This window comes from Bacillus thuringiensis (assembly GCF_001595725.1).
In the GTDB taxonomy this organism is placed as follows: Bacteria; Bacillota; Bacilli; order Bacillales; family Bacillaceae_G; genus Bacillus_A; species Bacillus_A thuringiensis_K.
The window spans coordinates 345,132-359,476 of record NZ_CP014283.1 but is presented as its reverse complement, the minus strand read 5'-3'; the positions used below and the strand labels follow the sequence as shown (position 1 = coordinate 359,476).

Here is a 14,345-nt window from a genome sequence, read left to right as displayed (position 1 = left end):
TTATTTCCGTTTTTTCTTTTTGATGGAATATTTGTTACTATCATATATACGTAGTGTAATTGAAAGTTTTTCTTTTTCTAGTTTTAGTCTCTTCTAATCCTTCTTTTATTCGTTCAGCTTCAATCATTCTGATTTACATCCAATGATTGAAGCTGAATATTCAATTCCATTTACAATTGCTTGTGTTCGATAGTGTACTACAACCTCTAAACCTTTTGAACGAAACTTTTTTACAACTTTATCTAAGTCCTTTTTTAAATTCTGACGACTCCTGGATCTAACTATTTCAATTTCTATAGTTTTCACAGTTACACCTCCTAAGCAAAATGGTATAAATTTATTGCGTTCACTATCACTTTGTTCTTCTTTACAATACATTTAATCTATTAAGAGTCAAAAATTATACAACAAAAGAGTGACTCCGTTTAGAACCACTCTTTTCACCAATTTCTTAATTTCATTCCAAGTATAATTGAATTCTTCACCAAAATCATTTGCAATACTCCCTTTGACCGATGAACGTTGTAAGTAAGAACGGCCCATTTGATAGAGCGATGCTGCAGCTCTACTTTGCAACAAGGGCACCACATAAAAAAAGAAAATTGTACTTTCAGGCACAAAATTGAAGTGTTTTGCTTATCTTCCTTTACGTTAAGGGATTAGTTTGTATATTTAGGGAGATGTGCGAGACAGGTGTATATTCAGGGTAATCTAATATTTTCCATTAAAATATGATAGGATAGAAGTATATCCAAAATGGAGGAATGGCAAATGAATTCAAACACAAAACAGTTTATTTATGATATCCAGCAAAGAAAGAACAATTATATAGAAAATGTATTAATAGCAATACAACATCCTAAAAAAGAGCAATCTGAACAAATCATTCAAAATATAGTAGAGAAGATGGATATGATGATTAGTTTAGTTACTACTTACATGGCTATTGAATCCGAATCTATAAAAGAATTAAAAGAGCTTCAGGAAGAACTTATTCATGCTCAAGCATATATTCAAAAACGGAAATTTGAAGAAACACAGAAATAAAACCCTGTGTTTTTACTTGGTGGACTATGACATTAATTTTTTATAAATTTGATTATTGCTTTGGCATAATCCATACAATTTGTTGAATGCGTACAATATATGGCGCCGTATCTTCAATGAGCAAATGATCTGGTTTCACATCTTTTAACTGTCCCCTTACATTACCTCTTACAGTTTCAATAACCACATATTTACCAATTACTGATTGTAATGTCTGGTATACGTAGGGATTAGATGTACTTACCGTATATTGTTCACTCAAGTCATTTCCTTCCGAATAACTCATTCTATAAGTCTCCTTTCTAATTTGTATTCTTTCTCCTAATATAGGATATAAATCTTATAAATATGCTAGAAGGATAATTCATTATAGGAACGGAAATAACATTTTAATAAGGTACTGTTTCTATTTCTGACTTCCTAAAAATTATTTAAATGAAGTTACTTTTACTAGTTAATAGGTGATGATATATGAATATTTTGATTGTACATCTAGGTTGTTCCTTTTAGATATGTATGAATTTAAATACGCCCTTTATTAGAATAGTGCTCATACTTTTTTTGAGATTCTTTCGTAATACGTGCATTAAGTAAAATTGCTAACAATAAAAACACTCCATATTTTCCTCCTGTAGCTCCTATGATTATCACACTACTACAAACAAGTATAATTAATAGGATAAACGAAACTGAATAAATACGATCATAATACTTTGACATTTTTTCGCATTTAATGCGTTCTTTCCTTGCATCCATCTAAATTCCTCCTTTAAATTATCCATATCACTTTCAAATAAGTCTTGCCCTTATAAAGGAAACAATATATCGTTATATGAATTAGTTTCTTTTTTTTTCAACTAACTTATATAACGTAAAAAGAAATCCTATCAATATTAAGCTTTCCACCATGATAATCCCGACCCTCTCCTTCCTTTTAAGCCCAACACATTAAATAAAATTTGCAGCAAACAAAAAGGACCCTCCTTCCTCTTAAAGGCAGATCCTTTCCTCTTGCATGCAACTATTTTTAGCTATTCTTGATTAATTAGAATCACAGCTGGTCCATCTACACGAATTCCACCAACTTCGATTTTTTCATAAGGCTCAACTTTAATAGAAATGATCCCTTCCCGCTTCTTTAATTCATTACTCAATTCTTTTGTTAACATTTTTTTCATGTGTGCACTCCTTCTTACTGCTTAATTTACTATTGTTATGTAAATGAAATTAAAAATGGTTTCCTGGTCTGGAAACCATTTTTGTAGTTGACCATATGGTGTTACCAGTTCGTTTATCAATTTTACGTAAAGAAGATAAATAATTACTATTCACTGTCTCAGTAGATGTAAGGAACTCTTAAAGATAGCAGTGAGATTGATTGTTTTTTCTTCTAGAAATAATGACTTAGATAGTATATTACCTAAAACAATGAAAGCCCTACCTCTCTTTCATCCTTACGGCTCCTTGTCCGTGCCAGTGTGAATCAGGATTGCAAAAATCAAGTGACTATTTAATCGAGTTATTTGATGAAACTTCGAACGTTCGTAAAAAAATTTTATAATAAAAATGGATTAGATTGAAGTAATAACAAAAGAGGTTCCTACTCTAAAAGTGAGTTGAAGAAATTGAATGTCTTTGAAATGATTTGCTTTTAATACTCATCATATTCCCGAAAAATTTAGAATGTTTTCAGAGGATATAATACATTATTTATAATGAACCTTAACAGAAACTTTTTATTTGATTTTCAGTGATTCCTTTAATTAATTCTAGTTCACTGACCAAAAATCTATATGCATCATCCAGCAATTTTTTTTCGCTTGTATTGAGTGCTTTTTCTTTCTTCATACGCATTAAATCCCGTACAACTTCAGCACCTTCTTGTATTTCACCCGTTTTTATTTTGTCCGTGTTCACTTTATGCCTTTGTTTCCACGGCAGTAATTTACAGGATTCTTCATGGTGAAAAATGTGTATAATGTGCTTTAATGCAAGTATATCAGTAACTGGGCGTATATTCGAATTCACTATTTTACCCGTAGGAATCATGACTTGCATCTTACTGATCGACATTTTTATGACAAAATACTGTTGTTTTTTTCCTGAGAATTCTTTTTCTTCTATGGCTTCAATTATACCTGCTCCGTGCATTGGATAAACAATGTTATCGCCAATTTGAAACATATAATCCACCTCCATATATGGTAACCTTCTTAAGGTTACCATATATGTGATTTTTTATCAAATATTTCATAATATCATAAAATTATTTTTGTTGTCAATTACTTTTTCTTTAAATATCAAATCGAATAAAAATAGCACAAAAAACATAGGGAGTGTGTCAGATTTCCCATAAAGGGAAAGGGAATTTCCCCTCGCATATTCTGAAACCTCTACTCATTAACGTAGATCATTTTCCCCCTTGAAAACGACCAAATCGATCCCTTATTTTTTTCAATCTTGTGTGGTACTCCAAAATCTCAATTCTTGCTTTTTCAGCTAAAGGTGCAATTGGTCGTAAGGCTTTTAACCGCCAATATTCAATCACTACATCAAGTACTTGATCAAAATATTGTAGTGGTCCATAGTTCGCTTCTTTTGCAATCACAGCCATTCTATTTTCAAAATCAGGCATGACGGCACCTGGCATTTTAAAATTCTTAATCACATTGGCAATATGATAGCAATAATTTGGTTCCAATTCTAAATGTATTCGAATAACGTCTCGATAAAACGCATAATGAAGAGTTTCATCTTTTGCAAGACGGCGTAATAATGTAGCAAGATCTGGATCATGCTTACTTGCAACCTTAGCAACATTATTGTAAAACACCATCGTTGCAAGTTCTTGTAGCGTCGTATACGTCATGGCTTCGATTGGTGTATGAAAATCAGGCTCAAATCCACCCTCAACGACTGACTTTCTTAATTCATGTATACGTTTAGGGTTCACACTTCGAGTGAGTAGTAAATATGTCTCCAATAAATTCGAATGTTGATCCTCTTCTGAGGTCCAAGTATGAATAAAGTCTGTAATAACAGAAAGGGACCCTTTAAAAGTCACAGATAAATACGTTGTAAACCATGGTAAATTCACTTCTGTTAATAAAGCTGTTTCAATGGCTGTAATTACACCAGAAGGAAGAGTAACTTGACTTTCATCCCAAGGAACTCTTTTAAAGTCCATTCCCTTATCCCATGGTAAAAACTCATGATAACCCCAGTCTATCTTCTGCGCTCTTATTTTATGTTGTTCATACAGTTCTTTTAAACGTGGTTCTAATCGGAAATCTAAATCATTTGTTAGCATAAAAGTCCCCCCATTTCTTATCACAGATAGTCATTCTATTTTTACTCTTAAAATTTTCTACAAATAAATATTACGTTCCTTTTTTAAGTCAAACATAATAAATTTGTAACAAAACTTTTTAAGAGCGCTATATTTTTATAGGATCTTTTTATTAAAAGGGGGACCGTTACATCTATTTTCTTTTTTATAAAATAGATACTGAGGCATACAATATGTTAGTTAGCCTAGATAAAGAAACTAACCTCAGTAAATACAGAATAACATTCATGGATGAAGATACTCGTCATGTTATAAATCTTCTTGAGTGTAAAAAGGTGCATGCTTATAAAGAATCGTTTTATAATAAAGATAGATAGTGTTTTATACACACTAACAACTTATTTAGATGTAAATCCAATATATTAGATTAAGCACTTGAAAACCAAATACAGTGGATGAGATAGCCTTAAACGACAAATCCCAACTAGAACAATGTACATTGTCTATGTATGGTGAGTTAGACCAAATTTTGTTATACAACAAAAAAGGGAAGAGGCGATAAACATGCAGTCAACGGAAGCGCATATGAAGGAAAAACAACGTAGAGAAAAAATAGAAATTATATTTAGTCACAGGGTAAAAGGAGAGAGTTATTTTCACGGCTCTTCCTATCAATGGAAAAACATTGTATATCAAAATTATAATAGAATACAACAAAAAGAGTTGGAAATTGAACAACTCATTTCAAAAATGGAAAACGAAGGGGTTCGTTTTACGCAGCACCGTTCACTCATACACTATCCCGTCATTGATTTTGTAAAATATATAGCTAAGATTTATAAGGAACCCCTCGAAATACAATAATCATATTTTAAGGAAACCTTTATAAAAGGTTTATTTTCGAGGCTTTTTTAACTAAAACCTTAAAAAATCATTACAACATTCTTTTTATTTTCAATACTCTTCGGTTTTGTTATAATATCAACCATAACGTATTATATTCGTTTGTATATTTTCATATTTTGGGGATTTTATTACACAAAAAGACAACTCTTAATTGGAGTTGTCTTTTATTTTTTTTGATATACACAATACTATTCTGATACAAAAACATCAAGATTCTTACAACCAAAGAAAAAGTAGGATTTCTAATAAGAGAGATCCTACTTTATTTCCTCATATTCCGTCATTATTTTATGAAACATGTTTTTCTTTAACTCTAACATTTGCATAAACATAGTAGCTGTTATTTCGCCACTTTTCCATTTAAAATAAGTCTCTTCTATCATATGCATTTGTTGTTTGCTTAGGGTTGAAAGGTTCACCTGAGGACGTCCTAAATTAGCTTCAGCAATCCCTTCTGCTCGTCGCTAATGGATTTTTTTACGCTCTTGATCTGCAACATAGGAAAGCAAAGATAAAAATTGATCTTCAATCAACCGACCCATGTCACACATTTCACGAAACTTACGGCTATCGAATAAAGTTTCATTTTCTAACAGGGGTATGTATAGCAATGGAACAGGATAAAGCAATAAGCATTAGTGGACATAAAATAGCTATTTTATGTCCACTAATATACGAAATAACCCTTAAAATGAATGTTCGCTAGTGTTTGTTGCGTGATTTTGTTCCATTGCTACACACACCATATACGTCAATGATTATCATAAAGAAATAGTGAGCTTAATGCCTTTTCTTCACCTTGACATTTATTACAAAAAATGTTATTATTAAAATGAATTATTTTTGTTCGGTGTAAAGGATTTGTAACTTTTCACCTTTATGATCACTGAGAGCAAGGATAGTATTACATTGTGTGTGTTTACACACTAGGAGGCAATACAAATGGAAAAAGGTAATGTAAAATGGTTTAATGGCGAAAAAGGCTTCGGATTCATCGAACGTGAAGGTGGAGACGATGTATTCGTTCATTTCTCAGCGATTCAAGGCGAAGGTTACAAAACTTTAGAAGAAGGTCAAGCAGTGACTTTTGATTTGGAGCAAGGTCAACGTGGACTTCAAGCTTCAAACGTACGTAAAGCTTCTTAATTTTACAAAGCAGGGAAGGCAGGCTGTTTTATGAGAGTCTGCTTTTCTTTTTTCCGTGAAACAAAGCCCCCCCACTCGTAAAGGACATGAAAACAGTAAATCAAATGGTAAACCAAGCCTAGCATATACTTACGGATTATCCTAATTTAATTTTTGAGCCCCTCAACTTTATAAGCCTTTTTTTTAGCATAAAAGTACCCCTAAATGAAAATTCTCTTTCTCTACAGTTAGTTATTTTGAGAAGTCAGCTCATTTTTTGTTTTGGGGGTTTTTACATTCCTTAAGTTGATGTACATGGGCTAACACCAATAAAACGCAAATTTCGTACGCTAAGTAGGAATCAGTTCTTTAATGTTAATTTATTTGTGGTAGTCGAAAGAATATTATAAGGGATACTGAAAATTTACATGCAATGGTTGAAACCGTTGTAAAGCATCTTGATACTTTCTCATGTTCAAATTGACACTACTAGATAAAAAAATCCTGCATGTTTGAAACATGCAGGATTTTTTCTATTCTTCATTTTTCATAAAGTAAGAAACAAAACGGAGAATTTCAAGGTATAACCATACTAATGTCATCATGAGCCCTATTGCGCTATACCACTCCATATGTTTTGCCGCCCCACTACGTGCACCATTTTCAATCGAATCAAAATCCAGTAATAGATTTAATGCAGCAACGACAATCACAACGGTACTAATAATGATACTGATTGTCCCACCTTGGTGAATGTAAGGAACAGTCAAAACAAAGGTGTTTAGTAAGAAGACAATCAAATACATAATTAAAATGCCAAGTGTTGCAGCTGTTAAAACAGTACGGAACTTTTCAGTTACTTTTATCATACGAGTAGCATATAATACTAACATTGCAAATAAAATCGAAATGGTTAATAATACAGCAGTTAAAAGAATAGAATTTCCAAAACGCATTGTATAATATGCAGAAATACTTCCTAATACAATCCCTTTTACCACAGCATAAATCGGTGCACAAATTGGTGATATACGAGGGATAAATATAGCTAAAAATGCAACTACTATATTAACTATTGCTACTCCAATTAATACTGATGTTTTCATTGAACCTTGCATCATTTGTAAGTATGAATAGACAGATGCTGCAAGAAGTAAGATAAGCATAATAAATGTTTTTCCTATTGTTCCACCTATAGTCATCGTGGAAGCGTTTGTCTTCTCTTCATGAAATTTGTCTTTTTTTAACATTGGATTAGATGTTCTCATGTTTTCCTCCTAAAATATTTTTTGCTTGTAATGTGAATTTTTTATATCTCTAATTTCTTATTGATAATGCGACCTGTAATCTCTACGAGTACAATTATTAACAAGCAAGTAAAACATAGACCAAAAATAGTGAAATCTTCAATAGGGTAAAATGATGTATCAAAAAAATTATTCTTATCCATGAACCCAGAACTATTAATAGTAACTGCATATTTCTCTAATTTACTTAACACATTCACTATCATTGTTTGTATTGTTGAAAAAATAGCAACGAAAATGATGAATAAAATTATTTTACTCATCCATGACTTCACTGGAAACAGCCGTATAATTGCCATGATAAAATAACAAGAAATAAGGATACTCATGAAATCGATTCCCCATAAAAGAAAAGCAAATATGTGTTGGAAGATTCCGTAACTATACAACTTGTGATATTCTTGTCGGAATTCTCCGGTTATTTCCCCACCATAAAGACTGGGATCATAACCAATTACTTTTCCATCATCAAGACTTTGTGAAAAATAATATGAAAAAATTAAGCCTATACCTAATAAAATAATAAACATTACTGTGAAAAATAATAAATTCGCATATATATATTTCTGGGTTGGGATGGCTGTATAACGAATCATAGAATTTTTTAATATTTTATTGAAAGAAGGCAGCGCTATTAAAAGAAGTAAAAATGCAGCTATACCAATTATCATCAGGAATATGAGTAAGACTAAATCCTTTATAAACGGAGGTAGTACCCTTGAGAGTCCTATCGTACTAAATAAAAGAAGTAAAGAAATAATAATAAAACCAGAATAAAAGACAGCTATTTTTTTTCTATTGCACTTATATAAATAGAGAAAAAGTGGATTCATTTCTCAAAAACCTCCCTAAACAACTCATGTACTGCTTTCCCTTGATGAAAACGAATTTCCTCCACGTTTTCATGTAATACAATATTTCCGTCTTTTAAAAAGATTACCTCATCAAATATACTTTCGATTTCTTCTATTAAATGAGTTGAAATGAGAATGGTACAATCTTCTCGGTAAAATTTAAGAATTAAATCTAGTACATGTTTTCTAGAAACAAGATCAATTCCACCCAATGGCTCATCTAATATATATAACTTTGCTTTCCTGGAGAAAGTTAAGATAAGTTGTAATTTTTCCACTTCACCTTTTGATAAAGCAACTATATGCTCTTCTAATGGCATTTTAAATTCAGTTATTAATTCCATTGCTTGGTTTAAATCAAAATCAGGATAAAAATTTCGATAGAAAGCTACAGCAGCTTTTATCGTCATCCACTCGTCAAAAATAGGACTATCAGGCATAAATGAAACAATTTTCTTTGTTTCTATTCCTACCTTCTGACCTTCAATTGTGATAGTTCCTTTAGATGGATAACGCAAACCAGCAATCATTTTTAATAATGTCGTTTTTCCGCTACCATTATCACCAACAAGACCAATAATTTTCCCTTCAGAAATTGTTGCACTTAAATCTTGAAGCACTGTTTTTAAGTTATATCTTTTCCACAGATTTTCAATTTTTAATAACTCTGTCATTCGTTTTCCTTCCTTTTCTTTTCTAATGAAGAATGGAGGATTGTAAGAATTTCTTCTTTCGTAAAACCTAAATTGTCCATTCCATTTATAAAATTATCAAGCAACTCTGTTGCCATTTCTTTGCGTAATTCAGTAATCTTTTCTCCTTCACTCGTTACAAATCTCCCTGTTCCTCTTCGTGTCACAGCAATACCTTCTCGTTCTAGCTCTTGAAATGTGCGTTGAATCGTATTGGGATTCACTTGTAATTCACTGGCTAGTTCACGTACAGCTGGGATTTTATCACCCGGTGCTAAACGACCTGTTACAATTTCCTTTTTTATGTATTCCATTACCTGAATATAAATCGGGATATTAGGAGAAAACTCATTTTCCATTTATTCCCTCCTCAGTATTAGTGTACTAGACGAATAATACACTAATACTGATTTTGTGTAAATGGTAATTTTTTCGAAATATATATAATAAATAAAAGATGATATATTTAGTGAATTAGTGTAACCAACTAAGCACCATAAACGACCGTTTATGGTGCTTTATTTACTTCTATCCAAATAAAGAAAAATATTACGCAAACTCAGGTCCAAAACTCATTACAAAAAATAAAAAAGCCTAACATATTAGTCATATATAATATGTTAGGACTCTTATATTTTAGGTTTCTTTGAATTTAGGTCTTGATAAAGTAAGAAATCCGAGTTTTGTTGGCAGGATCCCATACACTACTCTATGGTATAATTGTATCTATATATAATATTTAAGGATGATAATAATGTATTCATACACAAATAAGAAAAAAACAGTATCCCTTATAATAGCTTCATTTATCTTTTTTAGTTTTGTAGTAGCTGGTATATACAATTTTACAAAAACAAATTTCTTTTATATAAATTTAGGAGGTTTAGTTCTTAATAGCTTCATGTTATTTTTAGCAGCTAGAGCTTTAATGAAACAAATTAAAGTTTAAGTATACACAACGATACAATAATTTTAAGCTTACTTAAGGTATCGCCACATCACGATCTAATTAATAAAATTGAAATGGAAGATTCAGCATGAATAATCTAAAAGAATTCTTAAACAAAAATCTTTTTATCAAATATTCTCTATATATAATATTAGGAGCTGGATTAATAAGAACAGGTTATGAATTTGGCTATTTCATTACAAACTTCATGCTATAAAACTATAAGTGGTGTTAATGAAAATAACACCACTTACCAATATATTTTCCATCATAGAACTTGAAACATAACAACTATTAAATTCATAATTGCATGTACAACAAATGATACCAGTAACCTATTAGTACGCACATATACTACAGCAAGTACAAGTCCAATTAAAAAATATCCAAATATAAATGGAAAATCAAAATGCATAATAGAAAAGAACAATGAGCTTATTAATATTCTCCAAGTTTGTTTAAACTTTTGAGTTAAAATATTTATAGCCGCATAACGAAAAACAAACTCTTCTACTAACGGTGCAAGAAGAACAATTGAAACAAGTGCCACAGGAGATATTGCTGCTGCAGCGACTGTACTAGACGTATTTGCTGATTGCGTAGTTAGCTGAAATACACTCTTATCTAATACACTACCAACCATCTGCGCAAGAAATACGAATATGATCCCAACTAAAATCCATATGAATGAATTTCTTGATAATTTAATCGATAACTTTGGATCATTTATTAATTCTTTACTATATATAGGAAAAATGATTATTAGCATAAGTGAAAACCCAATTAGTTCCCAATGCACAAGAAGTTGTTGAATTGCTTGCTGTTGGTTTCCCTGAATATCATACCAACCTGTCTTCGCTAGCAATTGTACACCTATTATCCCCACAAATTGTGTCATAACAAAATATATCAAAATGATGAAACCCGATTTATATCTAGTACCACTACTCATATTCTTATTTCCATCCTCTACTTTCTTTATGATATTTACATACGCTACACGAACAACATTTTTAATATCTATTTCTCAATATTTAGTACCTAGAATTACATCACCTTCATTGATACTATATTAGTAGACATTGTTTTCCTCTTATGTACTTTTGTAAAAGGGCCTGTTCTCCATTTCAGGTCCTCTTATTTTTTTTACTAGTATAAGCAATATTCTTTTTAATAATCACCTTTCATATGCCTCAGCATCACAATAACACTCTTCTTCCACCTCATTACACTGATCACAAATCTTTTGAATCTCAAAACCCTTAAAATCAAAAATTGGTTCTACTTGATATTTTTGTCCATACTATAATCACCCATGTAATTTCTCATTGCAGTTAGCTTTTGCTAGCTGCTCTTTTATATTGAGTTGAAAATAAATTTTAGGTCTTATTTCTTTTCTGCATCATATAATTTTAACCGAAACATCCAGCTCAAAGTGTTACCTCCTATCTTAAAGAGCACTTATGCATGTGAACTGCACCCCAATTGTTAGACACAGTCTAACAATTGGAGGTGCAGTTTTTCTATGGCTAAATTTACAGCGGATGAAAAAATACAAATCGTTCTACGTTATTTGAACGGAAATGAAAGTTATCGAGAAATGGGTAGATCGCTCGGTATAAGTGACACAATCATTTTGAATTGGGTAAACCAATATAAACAGAATGGTCTGGAAGCTTTTCTAAAACGATGTACAAATTACACACAACAATTTAAACTAGACGTACTAAACTTTATGATTGAAAACGGTATGTCCTTATTTGAGACGGCAGCTATCTTTAATATTCCTGCCCCTTCAACGATTTCTGTTTGGAAAAAACAGCTCGAAACACAAGGAATTGATGCCCTTCAATCTAAGAAAAAGGGGCGTCCATCCATGAAAAAAGATTCAAATAAACAATTAAAACAACCTTTAGCTGAAGGGTCAGTTGAAGCACTTGAAGCACGTATTAAACAGCTTGAGATGGAAAATGAGTACTTAAAAAAGTTAAATGCCTTAGTTCAAAACAAGGAAAAATCACAAAACAAGACAAAGCGCAAGTAGTCTATGAATTAAGGCATAAATATTCGGTGAAGGCACTCATGGAGCTAGCTACTATTCCTCGAAGCACGTATTATGATTTAGTAAAGAAAATGAAGGTCGTTATGGTTACCGTCGCATTCGTGATGAATTAACGAATCGTGGTCAGAAAGTGAACCACAAGAAGGTTCAGCGCATTATGAAAGAGCTTGGGTTAAAGTGTGTTGTGCGTATGAAGAAATATAAATCCTATAAAGGAAAAGTCGGTAGAATTGCACCTAATATTTTAGAGCGTAATTTTCATACAGATGCACCGAATCAAAAGTGGGTAACAGACATCACAGAGTTTAAATTGTTTGGAGAAAAACTGTATGTATCACCTGTATTAGATTTGTATAATGGTGAAATTATTACCTATACAATTGGTTCTAGACCGACGTATTCGCTTGTTTCAGACATGTTAGAGAAAGCATTGGAACGTTTACCTGAAACCCACCAGCTACTGATGCATTCGGATCAAGGATGGCATTATCAAATGAGACAGTACGTCCGTACACTTGAATCAAGAGCTATCGTCCAGAGTATGTCTCGAAAAGGCAACTGTTACGACAACGCAGTAATAGAGAATTTCTTTGGGATTATGAAGTCTGAGTTCCTCTACATAAAAGAATTTGAAAATGTAGAGCACTTTAAAATAGAATTAGAAAAATATATAGATTATTATAATACGAAACGGATTAAGGCAAAATTAAAAATGAGCCCGGTACAATACCGGACTCACTTTTATCAAGCTGCCTAATGAAATAACCGTGTCTAACTTTTAGGGGTCACTTCAAATCTCTCAACACTTTTTATCGCTTCAAAAAAGGGATAAATTTGATACACCTGATACAAAAGAAACAATTGAATAGATATTAAAAGGATTATCTTAGAACACATATAAACATGTGCTCTTTTTTTCTTGTTATGAAATACAGATTGTTGTATAAAACCACACCTATCTATGAAACATACATACAATATGATGTGAACCTTTTTTCTAAAAAAGACTTGGTTATAAAGCGCCTTCCTCCCAATGCGCTCTTTATATTTGTAAATAAACATTTTGCTCAAATATACTCACGACATGCATATTTACTAGGATAATCATTATACTAGAGCAAGAATTATTTTATCCATGTTTATAAGGAGGGGTTTTTATTAAGACAACTTTAATTTCCCATTTTTACAATGAAGAGTATCTACTCCCATGGTGGCTAATGCACCACACAAAACTATTTGATCACGGTATTCTTATTAATCGAGGATCTACTGATCGTTCAGTAGAAATATGTAAATTATTTGCGCCTCATTGGGAAATCCGAGATTCAAAAGTATTAGAGTTTGATGCTATATTAGTTGATAAAGAGATAATGGAAATAGAAAAAGAAATTAAGGGGTGGAAAATGGTTTTAAATACCACTGAATTTCTTTGCTGTTTTGATAAGGAAGCCTTTTTCTCATCTCTTGTCACTTTAAGGAAAAACATGTATGCTATTAGGACTATTCTGATGGTAGATGACCCTACACATGGTTATTCCAATCCGAGATACGGAATTCCCCTTGTCAAACAGCGTTATCATGGGAGAATACTCCATCCTACTCCACCTGCCCCTTACTACGGAGGTAGACTAATCCACAATTATTCGCATGGTAACTATATAGCTGGAAGGCATTGGTCAAATCATTCATTTATCGTTTACATGTACCCTGCTTTCGTTTTAAAATTCTTTTACAGTCCATGGAACACAGCTATGAAAAATCGAAAATTACAAATCGGTCCAACCCTTTCTAAACATAGCATACAGAAGGGCTTAGGTACGCATCACCTAGTTACTCTAGCTGAATTAGAAACAAAATATAAATTCTTTGCAAGTACAACTGTTGACCTTCGATTAATCCCAGAATATCAAGTTTTATTTCCAGATTTATGTTTCCCTAACCATTAATACATCTAGAAAGAACATTTTGGAACTTCCTATGCAACCCTTGCTTTCGAGCGAGAACCAACTCTTATTAAAATAGCGTTTTTGTTCAAATTAACGACCATAAAATTGGACACATTTACCAGTATTTTTACCAAAAAATTCATGATATGGTTAATTAGTCGAGTACGT

The 14,345-nt window shown here is 31.9% G+C and carries 16 protein-coding genes and 3 pseudogenes; 6 read left to right on the top strand and 13 right to left on the bottom strand.

Translation table 11 applies throughout. The features are described from left to right. Positions 1-123 precede the first annotated feature (123 nt). Positions 124-306, bottom strand: a complete 183-nt coding sequence (locus tag AXW78_RS27725) for a hypothetical protein (protein ID WP_000848330.1) — start codon at positions 304-306, stop codon at positions 124-126. An 87-nt stretch (positions 307-393) separates the two neighbouring features. Then, positions 394-579: pseudogene (locus tag AXW78_RS35015) on the bottom strand (hypothetical protein); the annotation flags it as partial. Positions 580-771: 192 nt separating this feature from the next. On the opposite strand from AXW78_RS35015, the gene AXW78_RS27715 reads away from it, so the two are divergent. Next, positions 772-1,047, top strand: coding sequence for a hypothetical protein (locus AXW78_RS27715; protein ID WP_001087718.1), 276 nt, complete (start codon positions 772-774; stop codon positions 1,045-1,047). Between the two features lie 52 nt (positions 1,048-1,099). Here the strand turns inward: AXW78_RS27715 and AXW78_RS27710 are convergent, their stop codons facing one another. The 5 genes from AXW78_RS27710 to AXW78_RS27690 form a co-directional block, all read right to left on the bottom strand. Then, positions 1,100-1,333, bottom strand: a complete 234-nt coding sequence (locus tag AXW78_RS27710; protein WP_000122228.1) for a YuzF family protein — start codon at positions 1,331-1,333, stop codon at positions 1,100-1,102. 236 nt (positions 1,334-1,569) lie between these two features. Further along, a complete protein-coding gene (locus AXW78_RS27705) occupies positions 1,570-1,803 on the bottom strand; it encodes a hypothetical protein (RefSeq protein ID WP_000340025.1) in 234 nt (77 codons plus the stop codon). 275 nt (positions 1,804-2,078) lie between these two features. Continuing rightward, positions 2,079-2,225 (bottom strand): BC1881 family protein, encoded by a 147-nt coding sequence (locus AXW78_RS27700; protein ID WP_000738545.1) that lies wholly within the window; start codon positions 2,223-2,225, stop codon positions 2,079-2,081. A 544-nt stretch (positions 2,226-2,769) separates the two neighbouring features. Then, positions 2,770-3,231: a CarD family transcriptional regulator gene (locus tag AXW78_RS27695; RefSeq protein WP_000486303.1), complete on the bottom strand. Its 462-nt coding sequence runs from the start codon at positions 3,229-3,231 to the stop codon at positions 2,770-2,772. Between the two features lie 226 nt (positions 3,232-3,457). Further along, positions 3,458-4,357: an acyl-ACP desaturase gene (locus tag AXW78_RS27690; protein ID WP_000957107.1), complete on the bottom strand. Its 900-nt coding sequence runs from the start codon at positions 4,355-4,357 to the stop codon at positions 3,458-3,460. 543 nt (positions 4,358-4,900) lie between these two features. Here AXW78_RS27690 and AXW78_RS27685 point away from each other — a divergent pair. Beyond that, positions 4,901-5,200, top strand: a complete 300-nt coding sequence (locus AXW78_RS27685; RefSeq protein WP_001191998.1) for a hypothetical protein — start codon at positions 4,901-4,903, stop codon at positions 5,198-5,200. A gap of 299 nt (positions 5,201-5,499) precedes the next feature. Here the strand turns inward: AXW78_RS27685 and AXW78_RS34580 are convergent. Beyond that, positions 5,500-5,844, bottom strand: a pseudogene (locus tag AXW78_RS34580) (recombinase family protein); the annotation flags it as partial. A gap of 340 nt (positions 5,845-6,184) precedes the next feature. On the opposite strand from AXW78_RS34580, the gene AXW78_RS27675 reads away from it, so the two are divergent. Beyond that, positions 6,185-6,388: a cold-shock protein gene (locus AXW78_RS27675; RefSeq protein WP_000410774.1), complete on the top strand. Its 204-nt coding sequence runs from the start codon at positions 6,185-6,187 to the stop codon at positions 6,386-6,388. Positions 6,389-6,900: 512 nt separating this feature from the next. On the opposite strand, the gene AXW78_RS27670 is transcribed toward AXW78_RS27675, so the two are convergent. From AXW78_RS27670 to AXW78_RS27655, 4 genes are read right to left on the bottom strand one after another with little or no spacing between them, the layout of a single operon-like run. Beyond that, positions 6,901-7,635: a Bax inhibitor-1/YccA family protein gene (locus AXW78_RS27670; RefSeq protein ID WP_001260636.1), complete on the bottom strand. Its 735-nt coding sequence runs from the start codon at positions 7,633-7,635 to the stop codon at positions 6,901-6,903. Positions 7,636-7,676: 41 nt separating this feature from the next. Next, entirely contained in the window at positions 7,677-8,507 is an 831-nt protein-coding gene (locus AXW78_RS27665) for a hypothetical protein (RefSeq protein ID WP_001068581.1), read from the bottom strand. Continuing rightward, entirely contained in the window at positions 8,504-9,202 is a 699-nt protein-coding gene (locus tag AXW78_RS27660; RefSeq protein ID WP_000137755.1) for an ABC transporter ATP-binding protein, read from the bottom strand. The genes AXW78_RS27665 and AXW78_RS27660 overlap by 4 nt, the downstream gene beginning before the upstream one ends. Then, positions 9,199-9,579 (bottom strand): GntR family transcriptional regulator, encoded by a 381-nt coding sequence (locus AXW78_RS27655; protein WP_000426666.1) that lies wholly within the window; start codon positions 9,577-9,579, stop codon positions 9,199-9,201. Before AXW78_RS27655 ends, AXW78_RS27660 begins: the two co-directional genes overlap by 4 nt. A gap of 395 nt (positions 9,580-9,974) precedes the next feature. Between AXW78_RS27655 and AXW78_RS35010 the strand changes: the two genes are divergently transcribed. Then, positions 9,975-10,169 (top strand): hypothetical protein, encoded by a 195-nt coding sequence (locus AXW78_RS35010; protein ID WP_000287694.1) that lies wholly within the window; start codon positions 9,975-9,977, stop codon positions 10,167-10,169. A gap of 268 nt (positions 10,170-10,437) precedes the next feature. Here AXW78_RS35010 and AXW78_RS27645 read toward each other — a convergent pair whose 3' ends face one another. Next, complete coding sequence (locus AXW78_RS27645) at positions 10,438-11,121, bottom strand: CPBP family intramembrane glutamic endopeptidase (RefSeq protein ID WP_000094489.1); 684 nt, start codon at positions 11,119-11,121, stop codon at positions 10,438-10,440. Between the two features lie 573 nt (positions 11,122-11,694). Between AXW78_RS27645 and AXW78_RS33330 the strand changes: the two are divergent. Continuing rightward, a pseudogene (locus tag AXW78_RS33330) lies at positions 11,695-12,988 on the top strand (IS3 family transposase). 460 nt (positions 12,989-13,448) lie between these two features. Continuing rightward, complete coding sequence (locus AXW78_RS27630) at positions 13,449-14,177, top strand: hypothetical protein (RefSeq protein ID WP_000546538.1); 729 nt, start codon at positions 13,449-13,451, stop codon at positions 14,175-14,177. Positions 14,178-14,345: the final 168 nt, after the last annotated feature.

Coding starts and splice junctions, on each gene's coding strand:
- AXW78_RS27715 (WP_001087718.1), top strand. CDS start 772: ATGAATTCAAACACAAAACAGTTTATTTATGATATCCAGCAAAGAAAG.
- AXW78_RS27710 (WP_000122228.1), bottom strand. CDS start 1,333: ATGAGTTATTCGGAAGGAAATGACTTGAGTGAACAATATACGGTAAGT.
- AXW78_RS27705 (WP_000340025.1), bottom strand. CDS start 1,803: ATGGATGCAAGGAAAGAACGCATTAAATGCGAAAAAATGTCAAAGTAT.
- AXW78_RS27700 (WP_000738545.1), bottom strand. CDS start 2,225: ATGAAAAAAATGTTAACAAAAGAATTGAGTAATGAATTAAAGAAGCGG.
- AXW78_RS27695 (WP_000486303.1), bottom strand. CDS start 3,231: ATGTTTCAAATTGGCGATAACATTGTTTATCCAATGCACGGAGCAGGT.
- AXW78_RS27690 (WP_000957107.1), bottom strand. CDS start 4,357: ATGCTAACAAATGATTTAGATTTCCGATTAGAACCACGTTTAAAAGAA.
- AXW78_RS27685 (WP_001191998.1), top strand. CDS start 4,901: ATGCAGTCAACGGAAGCGCATATGAAGGAAAAACAACGTAGAGAAAAA.
- AXW78_RS27675 (WP_000410774.1), top strand. CDS start 6,185: ATGGAAAAAGGTAATGTAAAATGGTTTAATGGCGAAAAAGGCTTCGGA.
- AXW78_RS27670 (WP_001260636.1), bottom strand. CDS start 7,635: ATGAGAACATCTAATCCAATGTTAAAAAAAGACAAATTTCATGAAGAG.
- AXW78_RS27665 (WP_001068581.1), bottom strand. CDS start 8,507: ATGAATCCACTTTTTCTCTATTTATATAAGTGCAATAGAAAAAAAATA.
- AXW78_RS27660 (WP_000137755.1), bottom strand. CDS start 9,202: ATGACAGAGTTATTAAAAATTGAAAATCTGTGGAAAAGATATAACTTA.
- AXW78_RS27655 (WP_000426666.1), bottom strand. CDS start 9,579: ATGGAAAATGAGTTTTCTCCTAATATCCCGATTTATATTCAGGTAATG.
- AXW78_RS35010 (WP_000287694.1), top strand. CDS start 9,975: ATGTATTCATACACAAATAAGAAAAAAACAGTATCCCTTATAATAGCT.
- AXW78_RS27645 (WP_000094489.1), bottom strand. CDS start 11,121: ATGAGTAGTGGTACTAGATATAAATCGGGTTTCATCATTTTGATATAT.
- AXW78_RS27630 (WP_000546538.1), top strand. CDS start 13,449: ATGCACCACACAAAACTATTTGATCACGGTATTCTTATTAATCGAGGA.